Genomic DNA, 13,749 nt, shown 5'->3' with positions numbered 1-13,749 from the left:
TACTCGACCGTCCGTCTCGACGTGACCATTTCGCCATGCAGGACCGTGCACATGTACCGTTACGATATTCACGACCAAACGCTCGTCGATGAGCGGGTCGCTCAGTTCCGCGATCAGATGGAGCGTTACCAGGCCGGTAAGCTCGGAGAAGAAGAATTTCGCCCGCTGCGCCTGCAAAACGGTTTGTATATTCAGCGCCATGCGCCGATGCTGCGCATCGCCATTCCCTACGGCATGCTCGCCGGCCATCAGTTGAAAGCGCTGGCCGAGATCACGCGGCGCTACGACCGTGGCTACGGCCACTTCACCACGCGCCAGAACCTGCAGCTCAACTGGCCGGCGCTGGAAGACGTGCCGGACATTCTCGGCGAGCTCGCCAAGGTGCAGATGCACGCCATCCAGACCAGCGGCAACTGCATTCGTAACACGACCAGCGATCAGTTCGCCGGTATCGCCAACGACGAGGTCGAAGACCCGCGCCCGTGGTGCGAGCTGATTCGCCAGTGGTCCACGCTGCACCCGGAATTCGCCTACCTTCCGCGCAAGTTCAAGATCGCGGTCAGCGGCGCCAGTCACGACCGCGCGGCAATTCAGGTTCACGATATCGGCCTGCGCTTCTGGTACAACGCAGACCGCGAGCTACGCGTGAAGGTACTCGCCGGCGGCGGGCTGGGTCGTACGCCGATGATCGCCGAAACCGTACGCGAGGACCTGCCCTGGCAGCACCTGCTCACCTATCTCGAGGCCTGCGTTCGCGTCTATAACCAGTTCGGCCGCCGCGACAACAAGTTCAAGGCGCGCATCAAGATTCTGGTCAAGGCGCTGGGCGTCGAAGAGTATCGCCGCCGCGTCGAAGAGGAGTGGGCGCATCTGAAAGACGGCCCCCAGACGCTGAACCAGGCCGCGGTGGATGACGCCAAACGCCACTTCCCCGAGCCCGAGCGCCGCGAAGTGGCACAAAGCGCAATTGACGCTTTCGAGGCGTTACGCGGCGAGAACCGCGCCTTTGCGCGCTTTGTCACCAACAACGTGACCGACCACAAGGTGCCGGGCTACAAGGCGGTAACGCTCTCGCTCAAGCGCCGCGAGCACGCCCCGGGCGATGTGACCGCCGATCAGATGGACGCGGTCGCGGATCTGGCCGACCGTTACGGGTTCGGCGAAATTCGCGTGACCCACGAACAGAACCTGGTGCTGTCCGACGTGCCGGTCGACGAGATTGAAACGCTTTGGCAGGAGCTCGAGGCGCTCGGCATGGCCAACCCCACCGTCGGCACGCTCAACGACATCATCTGCTGCCCCGGCGGCGACTACTGCTCGTTGGCCAACGCGGTCTCGATCCCGATCGCCCAGTCGCTGCAGGAGCGCTTCGAGGATCTGGATTTCCTCTATGATTTGGGCCCGATCGATCTCAATATTTCGGGCTGCATGAACGCCTGCGGCCACCACCACGTCGGCCACATCGGCATTCTCGGGGTCGATAAAAAAGGCGAGGAGTATTATCAGGTCTCGATCGGCGGTAACTCTACCGACGACGCCTCGCTTGGCAAGATTCTGGGCCCGTCGTTCTTCCGCGAAGACGTGCCTGACGTGGTCGAAAAAGTGCTCGAAGTGTACGTGGCCGAGCGCCACGAGGATGAGCGCTTTCTCGATACCTACCGCCGCATCGGCCTGAAACCCTTCAAGGAGCGCGTTTATGCCCACTGATGCCAAAGACGCCGCGGCACAGGATACCGCCCCGGCGCCGGTTCACGTCGACCATTTGATCAATGACGGCGAGCTCGCCGCCGAGAACGCCTGGTGCGTCTCGTATGACGGTGAGGCCCTGCCCGAGCAGCTGCCGGCGTTCGTCCCGCTGGCGCTCTGGCGCGAGCATTTGGGTGACACCGACCTCGCCCCGCTGTTGACCAGCGACACCGAGCTTACACCGGCGCTGGGTGAAGAGCTGAAAAAGGCTCACGCGGTGGCGATCGACTTCCCCGCCTTCACCGACGGGCGCGGCTACAGCCTGGCGCGGCTTCTGCGCGAGCGCTACGGCTTTACGGGCGAGCTTCGCGCGGTGGGCGATGTGCTGATCGATCAGCTCAACTACATGGAGCGCTGTGGCTTCAACGCCATGGCGCTGCGCCAGGATCAGGATCCGGAAACCGCCCTGCGCGCGCTCAGGGTGTTCAGCGTGCGCTATCAGACCGATGTCCAGACGCGCTCAGCGCTGTTCGAGCGCCGCCTGGCCGCTGCAGAGTAAACGCTTTATAAAACCGAGCGGCGCGTTTCTGGCCGCTAATCGAAAGGGCAGCCTACGGGCTGCCTTTTTTGTCGTTGCGCATTGAGCGCGTTAGCCGCGGCGCTTTTGCTGGCGCTCGCGGTTGTTGGCCTTGGCGCGGTCACTTTTGCGCAGCATTACCCAGGTCGCCCCGAGCCCCCCGTCGGAAGACTGCGCCGAAACGTATGCCTGCACCTCGTCGAACTGGCAAAGCCACTTGGCCAGATACGAGCGCAGCACGTTGGCGGGGCTGTCGATCTCACGCCCGCGGCCGTGAACGATCATCACCGAGCGCAGATCATGACCAAAAGCGTCCTGGATAAAGGGAAAGAGCATCCGCCGGCACTCGGCGAGCGGGCGCCTGAGCAGGTGGAGCTGCGCCTGAACGGGGTAGCCGCCGTGCTTGAGTTTATCGACCACGCCCTGCTGGATACCCTCGCGGCGGTACTCGAGCGGGTCGAACGGCGGCAATAGATCGACGAAGTCGTCGGACAGAAAGTTGTTCTGATCAATAGCCGCCTCGGCGCTTTCTCGCCGGGCCAGCTGCGCCTCGGAGGGCTTGGAGCGCCGGTCGCCCGTATCCGCCCGGCGGCCCTTCGCCAGGGGTTTCACATCACCGACAAAAGCGCGAAAATCCATGTCTTCACGAAAGTCTTCACGAAAATCATCACGAAGTGGCTGATTCATGGCGGGCTCCTCGGAGTGGGTGCAATCGATATCCTGGCATAAAGCGGCGCCGGGCTTAAGGGCTCTCTATTCAAGGCTCTCTTTTCATGGGCTATCTTGCATGACACGTTTTGCATCATGCAGGGACGGCGGACACTACAAGGATAGAACATGATCTGGATAAAAAGGGGGTTGGCCCTGGGGCTACTCGTCGTGCTGGGCGTGGCGATGTGGCTCTGGATGACCATGCTAAGCCCCTGGTTTTACGAGCGCCCGGCCCATATTGCGCCTATCGAGCAGCGAAGCCACCAGGTGTTCGTCTACGGCACGCTGCGTTTTGCTCCGGTGCGCTGGGTGGTGATGCATACCGGTGGCGAAGCGCAAGCCGACGCACTAAAAGGCTTCACCAAAAATGGCCTCGACCTTTCGCCGGCCCCGCAGGGCACGGTTCAAGGGCTTCTGCTAACCGTTACGCCCCAGCAGCTTTCGCGACTCGACCGCTATGAGCGGCTGGGCGTTCGCTATCGCCGTGAAGAGGTCGAGCTCGAAAGCGGCGAGGTGGCCTGGGTTTACCGGCGCCTGGCCGAACAAGCGTCAGCCAACGCAGCTGCGCCCAACGAGCAGGCTCTGGTAGGATATAAGCGAATGGTGCTTGCCGGTTCAGGCGCCCCGGGCCTGCCGGGCTACCACTGGCCGGCGGCAAACGACGCAACTGATCCGTGCGCCAAGACTCGGCTTTTCAAGGAAACCTCATGAGCGACAACACCCCCTATATTCTGGTGCTTTACTATTCGCGCTCCGGCGCCACGCGGGAGATGGCGCGCCAGGTCGCGGCGGGGGTCGAAAGCGTGGCGGGTATCAAGGCGCGGCTTCGCACGGTGGCTTCGGTTTCGCCCACGACCGAAGCCGTGGAAAGCGAGGTGCCGGAAGAAGGCGCCATTTACGCCGACCTTGAGGATCTGCGCCACTGCAGCGGCCTGGCACTGGGAAGCCCTACCCGGTTTGGCAACATGGCCGCCCCGCTCAAATACTTTCTCGATACCACGAGCAATCTCTGGATGAACGGCGCGCTGATCGACAAGCCCGCCACCTGCTTCACCTCGACCTCGAGCATGCACGGCGGTCAGGAGAGCACGCTTTTGACCATGCTGGTGCCGCTTTTGCACCACGGCATGGTCTACGCGGGCATCCCCTATAATGAAACCGAATTGATCGAGACCCAAACCGGCGGCACGCCCTATGGGGCGAGCCACGTGGCGGGTGGGCGCAGCGATCGCGTGATCGATGAGCACGAGCGCGCCCTGTGCGTCGCCCAGGGCAGACGTGTGGCGCGGCTGGCGGTGGCGCTCGCAGCACTTCGCGAGGCGTCCTCATGAGGCAGTGGCTTCTCGACCTGGAGCGCCGTCACGGGCGCGAGGCGCTGAGCCAGAAAACGCGCCGGCTGGTGTTGATCAGCTTAGTGGTACTGCTGGGGCTTGTGATGCTGCGCGGTTTTCAGGTCCAGGGCGACGAGTACAGCTGGCGCCCGGTACTGGCTTTTGTTCTGCCGCTGTTGCTCTTTTTGCCGTCGATCATCGGCAAGCGGCCCCGGGGCCATGCCTGGCTCGCCTTCGTCAGCCTTTTGTATATCGCCCAGGGCGTGATGTTTGCCGCGGCCACCGGGCAGTTTCTGCGCGGGGCGCTTGAAATCGCCGCCGCTGCCGCGCTGTTTTTCGGCTCGCTGGGCTATGCCCGGTTTGGCGCGCGAAAGGTGTCGCGCTGACCGGCTCGATGAAAAAACGACGACACCGATCAAAATAACGACACTCAACCACGCTTCAGGGAGCAGCGATCATGAACCGTAATATTGCCGATGTTCGGCGTGACTACGAAGGCGGGCTATTGGAAGAAGCCGCCATGCCGGACGATCCCTTCACGCTTTTCGACCAGTGGTTTGAAGCCGCTCTCGAAAGCGATGGCCAGGACGCCAACGCCATGACGCTGGCCACCGCCGACAGCCAGGGCCGTCCTCACGCTCGCGTGGTGCTGTTAAAAGGCGTCAATGCCCAAGGGTTGACGTTTTACACCAACTACCACAGCCATAAGGGGAGCGAGCTTGCCAACGTGCCCTTCGCGGCGGCAACGTTCTGGTGGCCGGGGCTTTCTCGCCAGGTACGGGTCGAGGGCGCAGTCGAGCAGGTCGCGCCTGAAGAGTCCGACGCCTACTTTCAGAGCCGGCCGCGAGGTAGTCAGCTGGGCGCCTGGATCGCGACCCAAAGCGTGGTGATCCCGGATCGCAAATGGATCGAGGAGCGCCAGGTACGTTTTGAGCATGCCTACGATGGCCAAACGATACCGCGGCCGATCCACTGGGGCGGCTATCGCATCAAGCCGGATATGATCGAGTTCTGGCAGGGCCAACCCAGCCGCCTGCATGATCGGGTACGCTTCGAGCGCCAGGACGACGGCCCCTGGAGCCGCTTTCGCCTCGCGCCTTGATACCCGCATCGACAAACGCCCCTGCCCGCCTTGGGCTGCCAGGGGCGTTTTTGATGCAGTTCAATCCGGCAGGCTTTCAAGGCGATGGCGCTGCCAATCGCTGTCCGGCTCGTTGAGGCGTAGGACGGCGTCGATCACCTGCTCGTCCATGTTGTAGCGGCTGGTGAACCCCAGATGTTTCATCAGCGCGCGCATCGGATGATTATCCATCATGATCTTGCCGATCATTTCGATGGTGCCCACGCTCTTGCAGTAGCTGATCATTTTTTCCATCAATAGCTTACCGATTCCCAGCCCCTGCAGATCGTCACGCACGATGATCGAGAACTCGGTCCGCAGGTTGTCGGCGTCGTTGTAGACCCGCACCACCCCCAGCATCTCCTTGCTACCGTCATCGTGCTGGTGCTCGGCGATGAACGCCATCTGGCGGTCGTAGTTGATGTGCGAAAGGATCGACAGATCTCGCTGGGACAGGTTCGACTTGTTGTGGAAGTAGCGAAACCGGATGCTCTCCTCGGAAAGCCGAGTGTGAAAGCGGGTAATCAGCGGCGCATCCTCGGCGCGAATCGGGCGCACCTCGACCTGCCAACCGTTTTTGAGCGTGACCCACTCACGAAGCTCCTCCGGATACGGCATGATCGCAAAGCGCGCCGGCGGGCCCAGATCCATGGCGAAATCGACCGCGAGCAGCCCATCGCGGTTCAACAAAAGCGGATTGAGCTCGAGCCCGCGCAGATCAACCAGATCCGAAGCCATCTGCGAAAGCTTGACCAGCAACTGGCAGAGCCGCTCGATATCGCGCTCCGCCTCGCCCGAGTGTTCGCGAATCAGCGAGGCGGCGTGGGTGCGCCCCACCATGTCCGCGGCCAGACTCATGTTGAGCGGCGGCAGCGCCACCTGGCGATCCGCCAACACGTTCACCTTGTAGCCGCCGATACCGAACACGATCAAGGGGCCGAACACCGGATCACGGGTGATGCCCGCACAGATCTGCATCGAGTGTTTGCCGCGCTGCATGGGCTGCAGGCAGTACTCCTGGATGGTGTACTCGGGAAACTTCTCGCGCACCTTGTCGCCCAGACGCTGAACGCCTTCGGCGACCTGGCTTGGGGTGACCAGATCCTGCAGCAGCCCGGCAGAAATCTTGTGCGGGTGGCGGCGGTAACGGTACGGGTGGCAGTTGCCATCGTGTACCACCTTTAGAGCCTTGGGGCCGGCGAAGTGCCCCTGCTCCTTGAGCGCATCGCTCGGGTTTTGCAAATAGACGCTCGGCGCGGTGGGGATACCGTAGGCCTCGAGCACTGTCGCGGTTTCCGAGTGGGTGAGCGTGTAGCGGCGCTGTTCCTTGGCTTTCGCGATCAGTTCCCGGCAGGCCTGACGGTCAGCGGCGCGAGTGTCGAAGGTCAAACTGGGCGGAATCTCGTGCAAAAGCGCCTGTACCCGCTGGTAGTCGACCATGTGCATGAACGCCTTGACCGCTTTTTCCGGCGAAATATAGGTGGGAATACCCGCGGCGCTAAACGTGCTTCTCGCTTTGAGCGCCTCCTTGAGGCCCATCCAACTGGTCAGCAGGTTACGCTTGAAGCGTTTGCGGCTGTCGATCAGCGCCTGGGCGGTTTCGACCGACGGCGCCAGGCGGGTCGGCGCATGGACGACCAGTACCGCGTCCACGTTAGGGTCGGCGGTGACGATCTCCAGTGCCTCGACGAAGCGCCTGGGGGTGGCGTTGCCGCCCAGATCCACCGGGTTCTCGCCGGGCTTGCTGCGATCGACCTTACGCTCGGTCAGCGCGGCCTGGGTTTCATCGCTAAAGCGTGCGAGTGTGCCGCCGGCGCTGATGAGCTTGTCGATGGCGAGCATCGCCGGGCCAAGGCCGTTGGAGACCACCGCAAGGCGGTCGCCGCGCAGCGGGCGCATGCGTGAAAGCGTCTCCAGCGCGTCGAAGAGCTCGTCGGAATCGTTGACGCGCACGACGCCGGCACGGGCGAAGGCAGCATCGAACACCACGTCCCGGTGGGTGATACCCGGCGTCGGCGCCATACCGGAGATATCCGACTCCGGCGTGCGCCCGCTTTTGATCGCCAGCACCAACCGGTTACGCGAGGCGTCGCGTACCGACGTCATGAAGTGCTGCGCGTCCTTGATACGCTCCAGGTGGAGCAAGATGGCCTGGGCCGGCGAGAACTGGTTCACGTAGTCGATCAGATCCGGCAGCAGCACATCGACGCTATCACCCACGCTGATCAGGTGAGAAAAGCCTACTTCGCGCCCCGCCGCCCAGTCGATCATGGCGTTAGCGAGCATCCCGGACTGGCCCAGATACGCCACCCGCCCGGGCTTGACCGGCTGGCTGGCGTAGGAGGCGTTGAGCTTTTTGCTGGGCACGATCAGCCCCATGCACTCCGGGCCCAGCACGCGAATGCCCGAGACACGAGCGGCCTGAAGCATTTGCTCTCGAATCGAGCCTTCGCTGCCCTGCTCGCGATCGAGATACGCCCCGCCCGAGAGTACCAGCGCCGCCTTGACGCCCTTGCGACCGAGCTTTTCGATGAGCCCGGGTGCCCCTTCCACCGGCGAGCAGATCACCGCAAGCCCCGGGGGCTCGGGAAGCTCATCGACGCCTTTGAAACAGGGAACGCCGAAAACCTCGTCGTAGCCTTTTAAATTGACCGCCCAAAGTTTACCTTTGAACCCACCCTCCTGAAGATTGCCGAGCACCAGCCCGCCCAGAGACTCCGGCTTTTCAGAGGCGCCAAAGACGGCGATCGTTTGCGGCTCGAAAAAGTGATGTAAAAAGCGGGTGCTCACGAACGCATCTCCTGGGGGTATTTCATGTACGACTTATGATCAGTGTCGCGCACGCACTCATAGCGATTAAGGTAGCCTGACATTGAATGGAGCGCCTGCATGATTACCGCCTACCTTACCCATCCCGACTGCGTGTTGCACCACATGGGCCCGGACCACCCGGAAAGCCCTGCGCGGCTCGAGGCCATACGGGCGCGCCTGTCGCTGGACGGGCTCTTGCAGCAAACCATGCAGGGCGAAGCCAGGGAAGTCGAGCCGGCAGCGCTTGCGCGGGTTCACGCAAAGCGCCATCTCGAGGCGCTGGAGCGCTGCCTCCCCGAGCAAGGCCTCACATCGCTCGATAGCGACACGCTGATGAACCCGGATACGCTTAGAGCCGCCCGGGTGGCGGCGGGCGCGGTGGTCAAGGGCATCGACCAGGTGTTCAAGCGTCAGGCCGACAACGTGTTCTGCGCCGTGCGCCCGCCGGGCCACCACGCCGAGGCCGCCGACGCCATGGGATTTTGCTTTTACAACAACGTCGCCGTTGGCGCGGCCCACGCCCGCGAACATTACGGCGCAAAGCGCGTCGCGATTCTGGATTTCGACGTTCACCAGTGCAACGGCACCATCGATATCTTCAAAAACGACCCAGACGTGTTGATCTGCACAAGCTACCAGTTTCCCTTCTACCCCTGGCGCTATCTCAAAAGCGAGTGGCCGAATGTAGTCAATACGCCGCTGGAGGCAGGGACCAAAAGCGCAGGCTTTCGATCGGCCGTCGAGCAGCAATGGCTGCCCGCGCTTCACGACTTCAAGCCGGATCTGGTACTGCTCTCCACCGGTTTTGATGCCCACCGCGACGACCCCATGGGCGAGCTCGAGCTCGATGACGAGGATTACTACTGGATCACGTGCCAGGCCATGGAGATTGCAAAACTCTACGCTGAAAACCGACTGGTGTCTGTTCTCGAGGGCGGCTACAACCCGAAGTCGTTGGCCAGCGGCTGCAGCGCGCATCTCAAGGCACTATTGGGTCTGCCTTTCGAGGCCGCCCCCGGGGCTGGCGCATGAAAGACCGTGCATGGAAACGGTATAAAAGGCAATCGTGTTAACATGGCGCCTTGATCATGGTAACGACAGGCAAACAGGACGGCGCTGATTCATGACCGAGACGTATGACGAGCACGCGGCCTTAAGGATCGCATCGGGGCGCAAGGAGTTCGTCGAGCCGCTGCGCCTGGGCGCCAGGCTAAAGGAGATTCGCCTGGCCAATACCTGGACACTCGAAGACGTCAGCCGTCGCACCGGCATCGCCCGCTCGACGCTATCAAAAATCGAAAATGACCAGGTCTCGCCGACGTTTAGCGTCGTCCAGAAACTCACCTCCGGGCTTGCCATCGACCTGCCCCAACTATTCACCCCGCCCAAGCGCGAACATTACACCATGGGCCGGCGTGACTTGACGCCCAAGGGTAAAGGACAGCTTCACCCTACCCCGACTTATGAACACGAGCTTTTGGGCCACCAGTTGGCGCAAAAGCGCATGATACCTTTCAAGACGGTCGTGCGGGCGCGGAGTTTCGAGGCGTACCAGCAGTGGGTACGCCATGACGGTGAGGAGTTTTTGATGGTGCTGGAAGGCGACATACTGCTCTACAGCGAGTTCTACGCCCCGCAGGCGCTCACCGAGGGCGACAGCATCTACTTCGACAGCGACATGGGCCACGCGCTGGTATCGACCAGCGTCGAGGATGCGGTGGTACTGTCCGTATGTACGCGGGGCGACTTGATCTAGCCCCGGCTCTCAAAGGCAGTTGGTCGGTTTGGGGAGCCCGGCCAGACGCGCCACGCGCCGCGCCGGACTTTCCGGGAAAAGCGACATCAAATAAAGCGAATTGCCCTTCTCTTCACCCAGCGCTTGGCGCGTAGCTTTGACCAGCGCACGCATGGCCGGTGCCATCTCAAAACGAGCGTAGAATTCCCGCACGACGGCAATGATTTCCCAATGTGCCGGCGTCAGCGCCAACCCTTCATCACGCGCCAACGCCTCGGCAACCTCATTGCTCCATGACTCTTGATCTACTAGATATCCCTCAGGATCCAGTTTCAGATTTTCGTTGCAATCAAGATAACGGTATAAATTTTCATCTTTCATATCAATACCAGGTCACACACTGTTCATGGCGCTCCGAGAGCGCTAAAAATCCTGCCATGTCCACTATGGAAACCGCCTGCCGCTTGGCGACATCAAAGAGCCCTCGTGATGCCAGGTCTTCCTGGAGTAAATATACACGGCCCTTGCACTGCTCGAACCCCGTCCACTCAGGCTTCAGGCACGCCTGGACGGCTTTTTCGATCAGCACGACCTCGTCGCTTTTGGCGACCACGCGCAGCATGTTCGTTGCGCAATTCGCATCGACCCGCTGATTCAAGATATGCAGCATGCGTCCTCTTTAATATCGGCAACCATCAGAAATGAAGAACGTCTCGCGCGCGCTGATAAAGCGCGGCCAGCTCGCTTTCAGAAATCACGCGCGCGGCATCGATCAGCAGACCGGCGTCGAGCCCTTGCTCTACCAGGCTGCTTTCGGGCACCAGCAGTTCCTCGATATCGTACATCTCTAACATCTCGAGCGTGGGTAGCACGGCCTTCTGCCCCGGCGCACCGGCCTGTTGCGATTTCAGTAGTGCCAAAGCGCCCTCGCCGGCGAATAAAAGCGTGACCGGCTCACCGAACGCCGCGGCCACCAGCGCCACGTCAAGGCCTTCTCTGAGCGCGTTGGACGCAAAGGGGGCGCTTCTTAGCGTAATCAGGCGGGCGGGGGGCTCGGTCATCGTTTGCCTCGAGTGGAGAGTTCGGGAATCACGCTCGGGGAGTGAAGCGTCAGGCGAAGGTAATGAATCGGTCGCAGCTTTTTTGCAGCGTCAAAAGCTGGCCCAGCCCCGTGAGCTCGAAGGGCGCTTCAAGCGTGTGCTGGGTCAGACCATGGCGTTTGGCCTCGGCTCGGTCGAGCACGCCTCGGCGAAGCGACGCCGCCACGCATACGTCAAGCGCCGTGGCGTGATCACGATTGAGCGCTACCCACGCCTCTCTTAAATTAAGCTCATCCTGGGGCGGGCTCATTAGCGACGAGGCATTGTGCACGCCATCCTGATAGAAAAACACGCCGATTAGCGTGTGGCCCCTGTCGATTACGGCGTGGGCGAAGCGTAGCGCCGAATGCGGTGCCGGGCTCGTATAGGGTGCGCCGGTCACCAGTAGTCCGTATTTCATTTCGCTCTCGTTGCGGGCATGAACTGCCTATAAAAAAACAGACCCTACCGAAGTAGGGTCTGTTTGGGTAGCGGGTCGACCAAAAAATCAGTCGCTGCTCATGATGCCCAGAATGGAGAGAAGGCTTATGAACAGGTTGTAAATGGAGACATAGAGCGTAACGGTCGCCAGAATGTAGTTGGTTTCGCCCGCGCGGTGAACGATCTCGCTGGTCTGGTACAAAATCGCCGCCGAGGCGAAAAGTACGAAACCGGCAGACACCATCAGTGACAGCGCCGGAATCTGGAAGATCAGTCCAGCCACCATGGCCAGGATCAGCACGATGGCGCCCGCCATCAGGAAGTTGCCAAGGAAGCTGAAGTCCTTTTTGGTCATCAGCGCGACGGCGGAAAGACCGATGAAGGTCAGGCCGGTCATGGCCAGCGCGTTCATGATCAGCGCACCGCCGTTGGGCAGCGTCAGATAGGCCGAGATGATCGGGCCAAGGGTAAAGCCCATGAAACCGGTGAAGGCAAACGTGGCCAGAAGCCCAGCGGCGGAGTTGGCGGTTTTATGCACCAAAAACATCAGCCCATAAGCGCCGATGAAGAAGACGAAAATGTTCATCTGCTGTACGCCGAGCGCGACAGAAGCGCCAGCGGTAACGGCCGAGAACAGCAGCGTCATGGCCAAAAGTGCGTAGGTATTACGCAGTACCTTGTTGGCTCTAGCGCCGCTAACCGCCTGATCCTGCTGCGGTCGTACGGTGTGCGAATCGTTGAACGCCATGGTTATAAACTCCCTGGTAGTCGTACTAACAACGGACAAGCATGCCGTGACGTAGTTCCCGGTGCAAGCCCTTCAAATTCAAAAAAAGCTCATCGTTGGACGAAGATTCAACGCAATGTGTCTATGCTAACTTAATGGATATACCACGCCCCGAATAAATGCGAGTTTATTCGCTCTACTTACACCTGATAAAAGGAGTCACCATGACGCTATCCACTCATCGTATCCTGAAACTCAACGCGCTGACTGTTGCAGTTCTTCTAAGTACCCAGGCATTTGGCTTTCACCCTCAAGGGGAAGACGTTACCTACCAGGTCGGTGACGAGAGCTTCGAAGGTTATTTCGTCGAAGCCCAGGGCGAGTCGAAAGGCAGCGTATTGATCGTCCACGACTGGGACGGCGTCGACGACTACGAGCGCGAGCGCGCCGACATGCTAGCCGAACAGGGCTACGATGCGTTCGCGGTAGATCTCTTCGGTCAGGGTAACCGCCCCCAGGAAGTGGAAGCGAAGCAGGCCGCTACCAGCGCGCTATACGAAGATCGTGAGCGGATGCGCGAACTGACGCTGGCAGGCTTGACGCAGGCGCGCGAGCAGGGTGCGGCAAGCGCAACCGTCATTATGGGCTACTGTTTCGGCGGCACCGTGGCGCTTGAGATGGCACGCTCCGGTGAAGCCGATGACATCGCCGCCTACACGAGTTTTCACGGCGGCCTGGATACGCCCGAGGGTCAGTCCTACGCAAGCGATGCGCCGCCGATTTTTATCGCTCACGGCGGCGCTGATGAAATGGCGAGTTTGGACGATGTTGCAACGCTGGCCTCAGAGCTGGAAGAGGCCAACATCACCTATGAGATCGGCATCTACTCTGGAGCCCCCCACGCCTTTAGCGTTTTTGGCAGCGACCGCTATGACGAACGCGCCGATCAACGCTCCTGGGCCACGTTCCAGCAGTGGCTCGAGGAGATGCTTTGAATCCATCGGGTTAGAAACGCCCATTTCTTCGTACCCGCCCCTTTTGAAAAATTGGAGGGGCGGATTTTTTAGCTTTCAACCTCCCGCAAGTCCTCGATCTCGACGCCCTCGGGCAGGTCGTCTGCTTCGGCGGGCAGCCAAACCGGGTGTAGATCGCTATCCTCGCGGCCGTCCTCGAGGGTTTGTCCGGGAACGCGGTATACGATGCGTTCGCGCTTGACATCCCAGGCATAGATTTTATCCATCGGTCCTCCTTGCGGGTTCGTATGCATACAGCCGATGCCCAAAGAGAGGCAGGACTGCTATCATCGCACGGTGTTAAACAAGTCAATGTCAGGAGAAAGTTATGAAGTCCATGTTCGCTCTGGGTCTGGTGGCCATCATGCTGGTAAGCGCCGGCTGCGCCTCTGGCACTAGCTCTTCGCGCTCGGCAGAGTGTCGTAAACAGGCAGAACAGCTTGGTGATACCATGCACTATGGCGACTGCCTGCGCGGCTCACGTACGGAGGCGACCTACTAGGCTACGCATCTAAACG

At 60.9% G+C, this 13,749-nt stretch carries 18 protein-coding genes; 10 read left to right on the top strand and 8 right to left on the bottom strand.

All coding sequences use genetic code 11. The annotated features are described in order from the left end of the window. The first annotated feature begins 51 nt into the window (after positions 1-51). Both RN347_RS07940 and RN347_RS07935 read left to right on the top strand, forming a co-directional pair. Entirely contained in the window at positions 52-1,707 is a 1,656-nt protein-coding gene (locus tag RN347_RS07940) for a nitrite/sulfite reductase (protein WP_311960765.1), read from the top strand. Then, positions 1,697-2,245, top strand: a complete 549-nt coding sequence (locus RN347_RS07935; protein WP_311960764.1) for a DUF934 domain-containing protein — start codon at positions 1,697-1,699, stop codon at positions 2,243-2,245. Before RN347_RS07940 ends, RN347_RS07935 begins: the two co-directional genes overlap by 11 nt. Positions 2,246-2,335: 90 nt before the next feature. Here the strand turns inward: RN347_RS07935 and smrA are convergent, their stop codons facing one another. Continuing rightward, entirely contained in the window at positions 2,336-2,950 is a 615-nt protein-coding gene (gene smrA / locus RN347_RS07930) for a DNA endonuclease SmrA (RefSeq protein WP_311960763.1), read from the bottom strand. Between the two features lie 150 nt (positions 2,951-3,100). Here smrA and RN347_RS07925 point away from each other — a divergent pair, with 150 nt between their 5' ends. From RN347_RS07925 to pdxH, 4 genes are all read left to right on the top strand, one after another. Next, a complete protein-coding gene (locus RN347_RS07925; protein WP_311960762.1) occupies positions 3,101-3,685 on the top strand; it encodes a gamma-glutamylcyclotransferase family protein in 585 nt (194 codons plus the stop codon). After that, positions 3,682-4,305, top strand: coding sequence for an NAD(P)H:quinone oxidoreductase (gene wrbA, locus RN347_RS07920; RefSeq protein WP_311960761.1), 624 nt, complete (start codon positions 3,682-3,684; stop codon positions 4,303-4,305). The genes RN347_RS07925 and wrbA overlap by 4 nt, the downstream gene beginning before the upstream one ends. Continuing rightward, positions 4,302-4,691 carry a DUF2069 domain-containing protein gene (locus RN347_RS07915; RefSeq protein ID WP_311960760.1) on the top strand — a complete coding sequence of 130 codons (390 nt, stop codon included), beginning with the start codon at positions 4,302-4,304 and terminating at the stop codon, positions 4,689-4,691. The genes wrbA and RN347_RS07915 overlap by 4 nt, the downstream gene beginning before the upstream one ends. Before the next feature lie 71 nt (positions 4,692-4,762). Then, a complete protein-coding gene (pdxH, locus tag RN347_RS07910; protein WP_311960759.1) occupies positions 4,763-5,407 on the top strand; it encodes a pyridoxamine 5'-phosphate oxidase in 645 nt (214 codons plus the stop codon). 60 nt (positions 5,408-5,467) lie between these two features. On the opposite strand, the gene RN347_RS07905 is transcribed toward pdxH, so the two are convergent. Next, positions 5,468-8,215: a bifunctional acetate--CoA ligase family protein/GNAT family N-acetyltransferase gene (locus tag RN347_RS07905; protein WP_263584163.1), complete on the bottom strand. Its 2,748-nt coding sequence runs from the start codon at positions 8,213-8,215 to the stop codon at positions 5,468-5,470. A gap of 99 nt (positions 8,216-8,314) precedes the next feature. Between RN347_RS07905 and RN347_RS07900 the strand changes: the two genes are divergently transcribed. Together RN347_RS07900 and RN347_RS07895 are read left to right on the top strand one after the other, a co-directional pair. Next, entirely contained in the window at positions 8,315-9,268 is a 954-nt protein-coding gene (locus RN347_RS07900; protein ID WP_311960758.1) for a histone deacetylase family protein, read from the top strand. A gap of 91 nt (positions 9,269-9,359) precedes the next feature. After that, on the top strand, positions 9,360-9,992 hold the full coding sequence (locus tag RN347_RS07895) for a helix-turn-helix domain-containing protein (protein WP_263584165.1): 633 nt from the start codon (positions 9,360-9,362) through the stop codon (positions 9,990-9,992). A gap of 9 nt (positions 9,993-10,001) precedes the next feature. Here RN347_RS07895 and RN347_RS07890 read toward each other — a convergent pair whose 3' ends face one another. The 5 genes from RN347_RS07890 to RN347_RS07870 all read right to left on the bottom strand — a co-directional run bounded on the left by RN347_RS07890 (position 10,002) and on the right by RN347_RS07870 (position 12,239). Continuing rightward, positions 10,002-10,352: a TusE/DsrC/DsvC family sulfur relay protein gene (locus RN347_RS07890; protein WP_263584166.1), complete on the bottom strand. Its 351-nt coding sequence runs from the start codon at positions 10,350-10,352 to the stop codon at positions 10,002-10,004. Between the two features lies 1 nt (position 10,353). Further along, the gene (tusB, locus tag RN347_RS07885; protein ID WP_311960757.1) at positions 10,354-10,641 is read right to left on the bottom strand and encodes a sulfurtransferase complex subunit TusB; all 288 of its coding nucleotides are present in this window, start codon (positions 10,639-10,641) and stop codon (positions 10,354-10,356) included. Positions 10,642-10,666: 25 nt separating this feature from the next. Then, on the bottom strand, positions 10,667-11,032 hold the full coding sequence (locus RN347_RS07880) for a DsrE family protein (RefSeq protein ID WP_311960756.1): 366 nt from the start codon (positions 11,030-11,032) through the stop codon (positions 10,667-10,669). Positions 11,033-11,081: 49 nt separating this feature from the next. After that, a complete protein-coding gene (gene tusD / locus RN347_RS07875; protein WP_311960755.1) occupies positions 11,082-11,471 on the bottom strand; it encodes a sulfurtransferase complex subunit TusD in 390 nt (129 codons plus the stop codon). Between the two features lie 87 nt (positions 11,472-11,558). Next, complete coding sequence (locus RN347_RS07870; protein ID WP_311960754.1) at positions 11,559-12,239, bottom strand: Bax inhibitor-1/YccA family protein; 681 nt, start codon at positions 12,237-12,239, stop codon at positions 11,559-11,561. A 203-nt stretch (positions 12,240-12,442) separates the two neighbouring features. On the opposite strand from RN347_RS07870, the gene RN347_RS07865 reads away from it, so the two are divergent. Further along, positions 12,443-13,213 (top strand): dienelactone hydrolase family protein, encoded by a 771-nt coding sequence (locus tag RN347_RS07865; protein ID WP_311960753.1) that lies wholly within the window; start codon positions 12,443-12,445, stop codon positions 13,211-13,213. A gap of 68 nt (positions 13,214-13,281) precedes the next feature. Here the strand turns inward: RN347_RS07865 and RN347_RS07860 are convergent, their stop codons facing one another. Beyond that, on the bottom strand, positions 13,282-13,458 hold the full coding sequence (locus RN347_RS07860; protein WP_311960752.1) for a hypothetical protein: 177 nt from the start codon (positions 13,456-13,458) through the stop codon (positions 13,282-13,284). Between the two features lie 101 nt (positions 13,459-13,559). On the opposite strand from RN347_RS07860, the gene RN347_RS07855 reads away from it, so the two are divergent. Beyond that, positions 13,560-13,733: a hypothetical protein gene (locus RN347_RS07855; protein ID WP_263584173.1), complete on the top strand. Its 174-nt coding sequence runs from the start codon at positions 13,560-13,562 to the stop codon at positions 13,731-13,733. The last annotated feature ends 16 nt before the right edge of the window (positions 13,734-13,749 follow it).

The sequence above is a fragment of the Halomonas sp. PAMB 3264 genome (assembly GCF_031954245.1).
Taxonomy (GTDB): Bacteria; Pseudomonadota; Gammaproteobacteria; order Pseudomonadales; family Halomonadaceae; genus Vreelandella.
Note: the sequence above shows the minus strand (reverse complement) of the source record. Positions and strands in the feature narration are given on the sequence as shown.

Excerpts from the sequence above, each read along its gene's own strand:
- wrbA (WP_311960761.1), top strand. The coding sequence starts at position 3,682 with ATGAGCGACAACACCCCCTATATTCTGGTGCTTTACTATTCGCGCTCC.
- tusD (WP_311960755.1), bottom strand. The coding sequence starts at position 11,471 with ATGAAATACGGACTACTGGTGACCGGCGCACCCTATACGAGCCCGGCA.
- pdxH (WP_311960759.1), top strand. The coding sequence starts at position 4,763 with ATGAACCGTAATATTGCCGATGTTCGGCGTGACTACGAAGGCGGGCTA.
- RN347_RS07935 (WP_311960764.1), top strand. The coding sequence starts at position 1,697 with ATGCCCACTGATGCCAAAGACGCCGCGGCACAGGATACCGCCCCGGCG.
- RN347_RS07915 (WP_311960760.1), top strand. The coding sequence starts at position 4,302 with ATGAGGCAGTGGCTTCTCGACCTGGAGCGCCGTCACGGGCGCGAGGCG.
- RN347_RS07925 (WP_311960762.1), top strand. The coding sequence starts at position 3,101 with ATGATCTGGATAAAAAGGGGGTTGGCCCTGGGGCTACTCGTCGTGCTG.
- RN347_RS07890 (WP_263584166.1), bottom strand. The coding sequence starts at position 10,352 with ATGAAAGATGAAAATTTATACCGTTATCTTGATTGCAACGAAAATCTG.
- RN347_RS07865 (WP_311960753.1), top strand. The coding sequence starts at position 12,443 with ATGACGCTATCCACTCATCGTATCCTGAAACTCAACGCGCTGACTGTT.
- RN347_RS07880 (WP_311960756.1), bottom strand. The coding sequence starts at position 11,032 with ATGACCGAGCCCCCCGCCCGCCTGATTACGCTAAGAAGCGCCCCCTTT.
- tusB (WP_311960757.1), bottom strand. The coding sequence starts at position 10,641 with ATGCTGCATATCTTGAATCAGCGGGTCGATGCGAATTGCGCAACGAAC.
- RN347_RS07855 (WP_263584173.1), top strand. The coding sequence starts at position 13,560 with ATGAAGTCCATGTTCGCTCTGGGTCTGGTGGCCATCATGCTGGTAAGC.
- smrA (WP_311960763.1), bottom strand. The coding sequence starts at position 2,950 with ATGAATCAGCCACTTCGTGATGATTTTCGTGAAGACTTTCGTGAAGAC.
- RN347_RS07940 (WP_311960765.1), top strand. The coding sequence starts at position 52 with ATGTACCGTTACGATATTCACGACCAAACGCTCGTCGATGAGCGGGTC.
- RN347_RS07860 (WP_311960752.1), bottom strand. The coding sequence starts at position 13,458 with ATGGATAAAATCTATGCCTGGGATGTCAAGCGCGAACGCATCGTATAC.
- RN347_RS07900 (WP_311960758.1), top strand. The coding sequence starts at position 8,315 with ATGATTACCGCCTACCTTACCCATCCCGACTGCGTGTTGCACCACATG.
- RN347_RS07870 (WP_311960754.1), bottom strand. The coding sequence starts at position 12,239 with ATGGCGTTCAACGATTCGCACACCGTACGACCGCAGCAGGATCAGGCG.
- RN347_RS07895 (WP_263584165.1), top strand. The coding sequence starts at position 9,360 with ATGACCGAGACGTATGACGAGCACGCGGCCTTAAGGATCGCATCGGGG.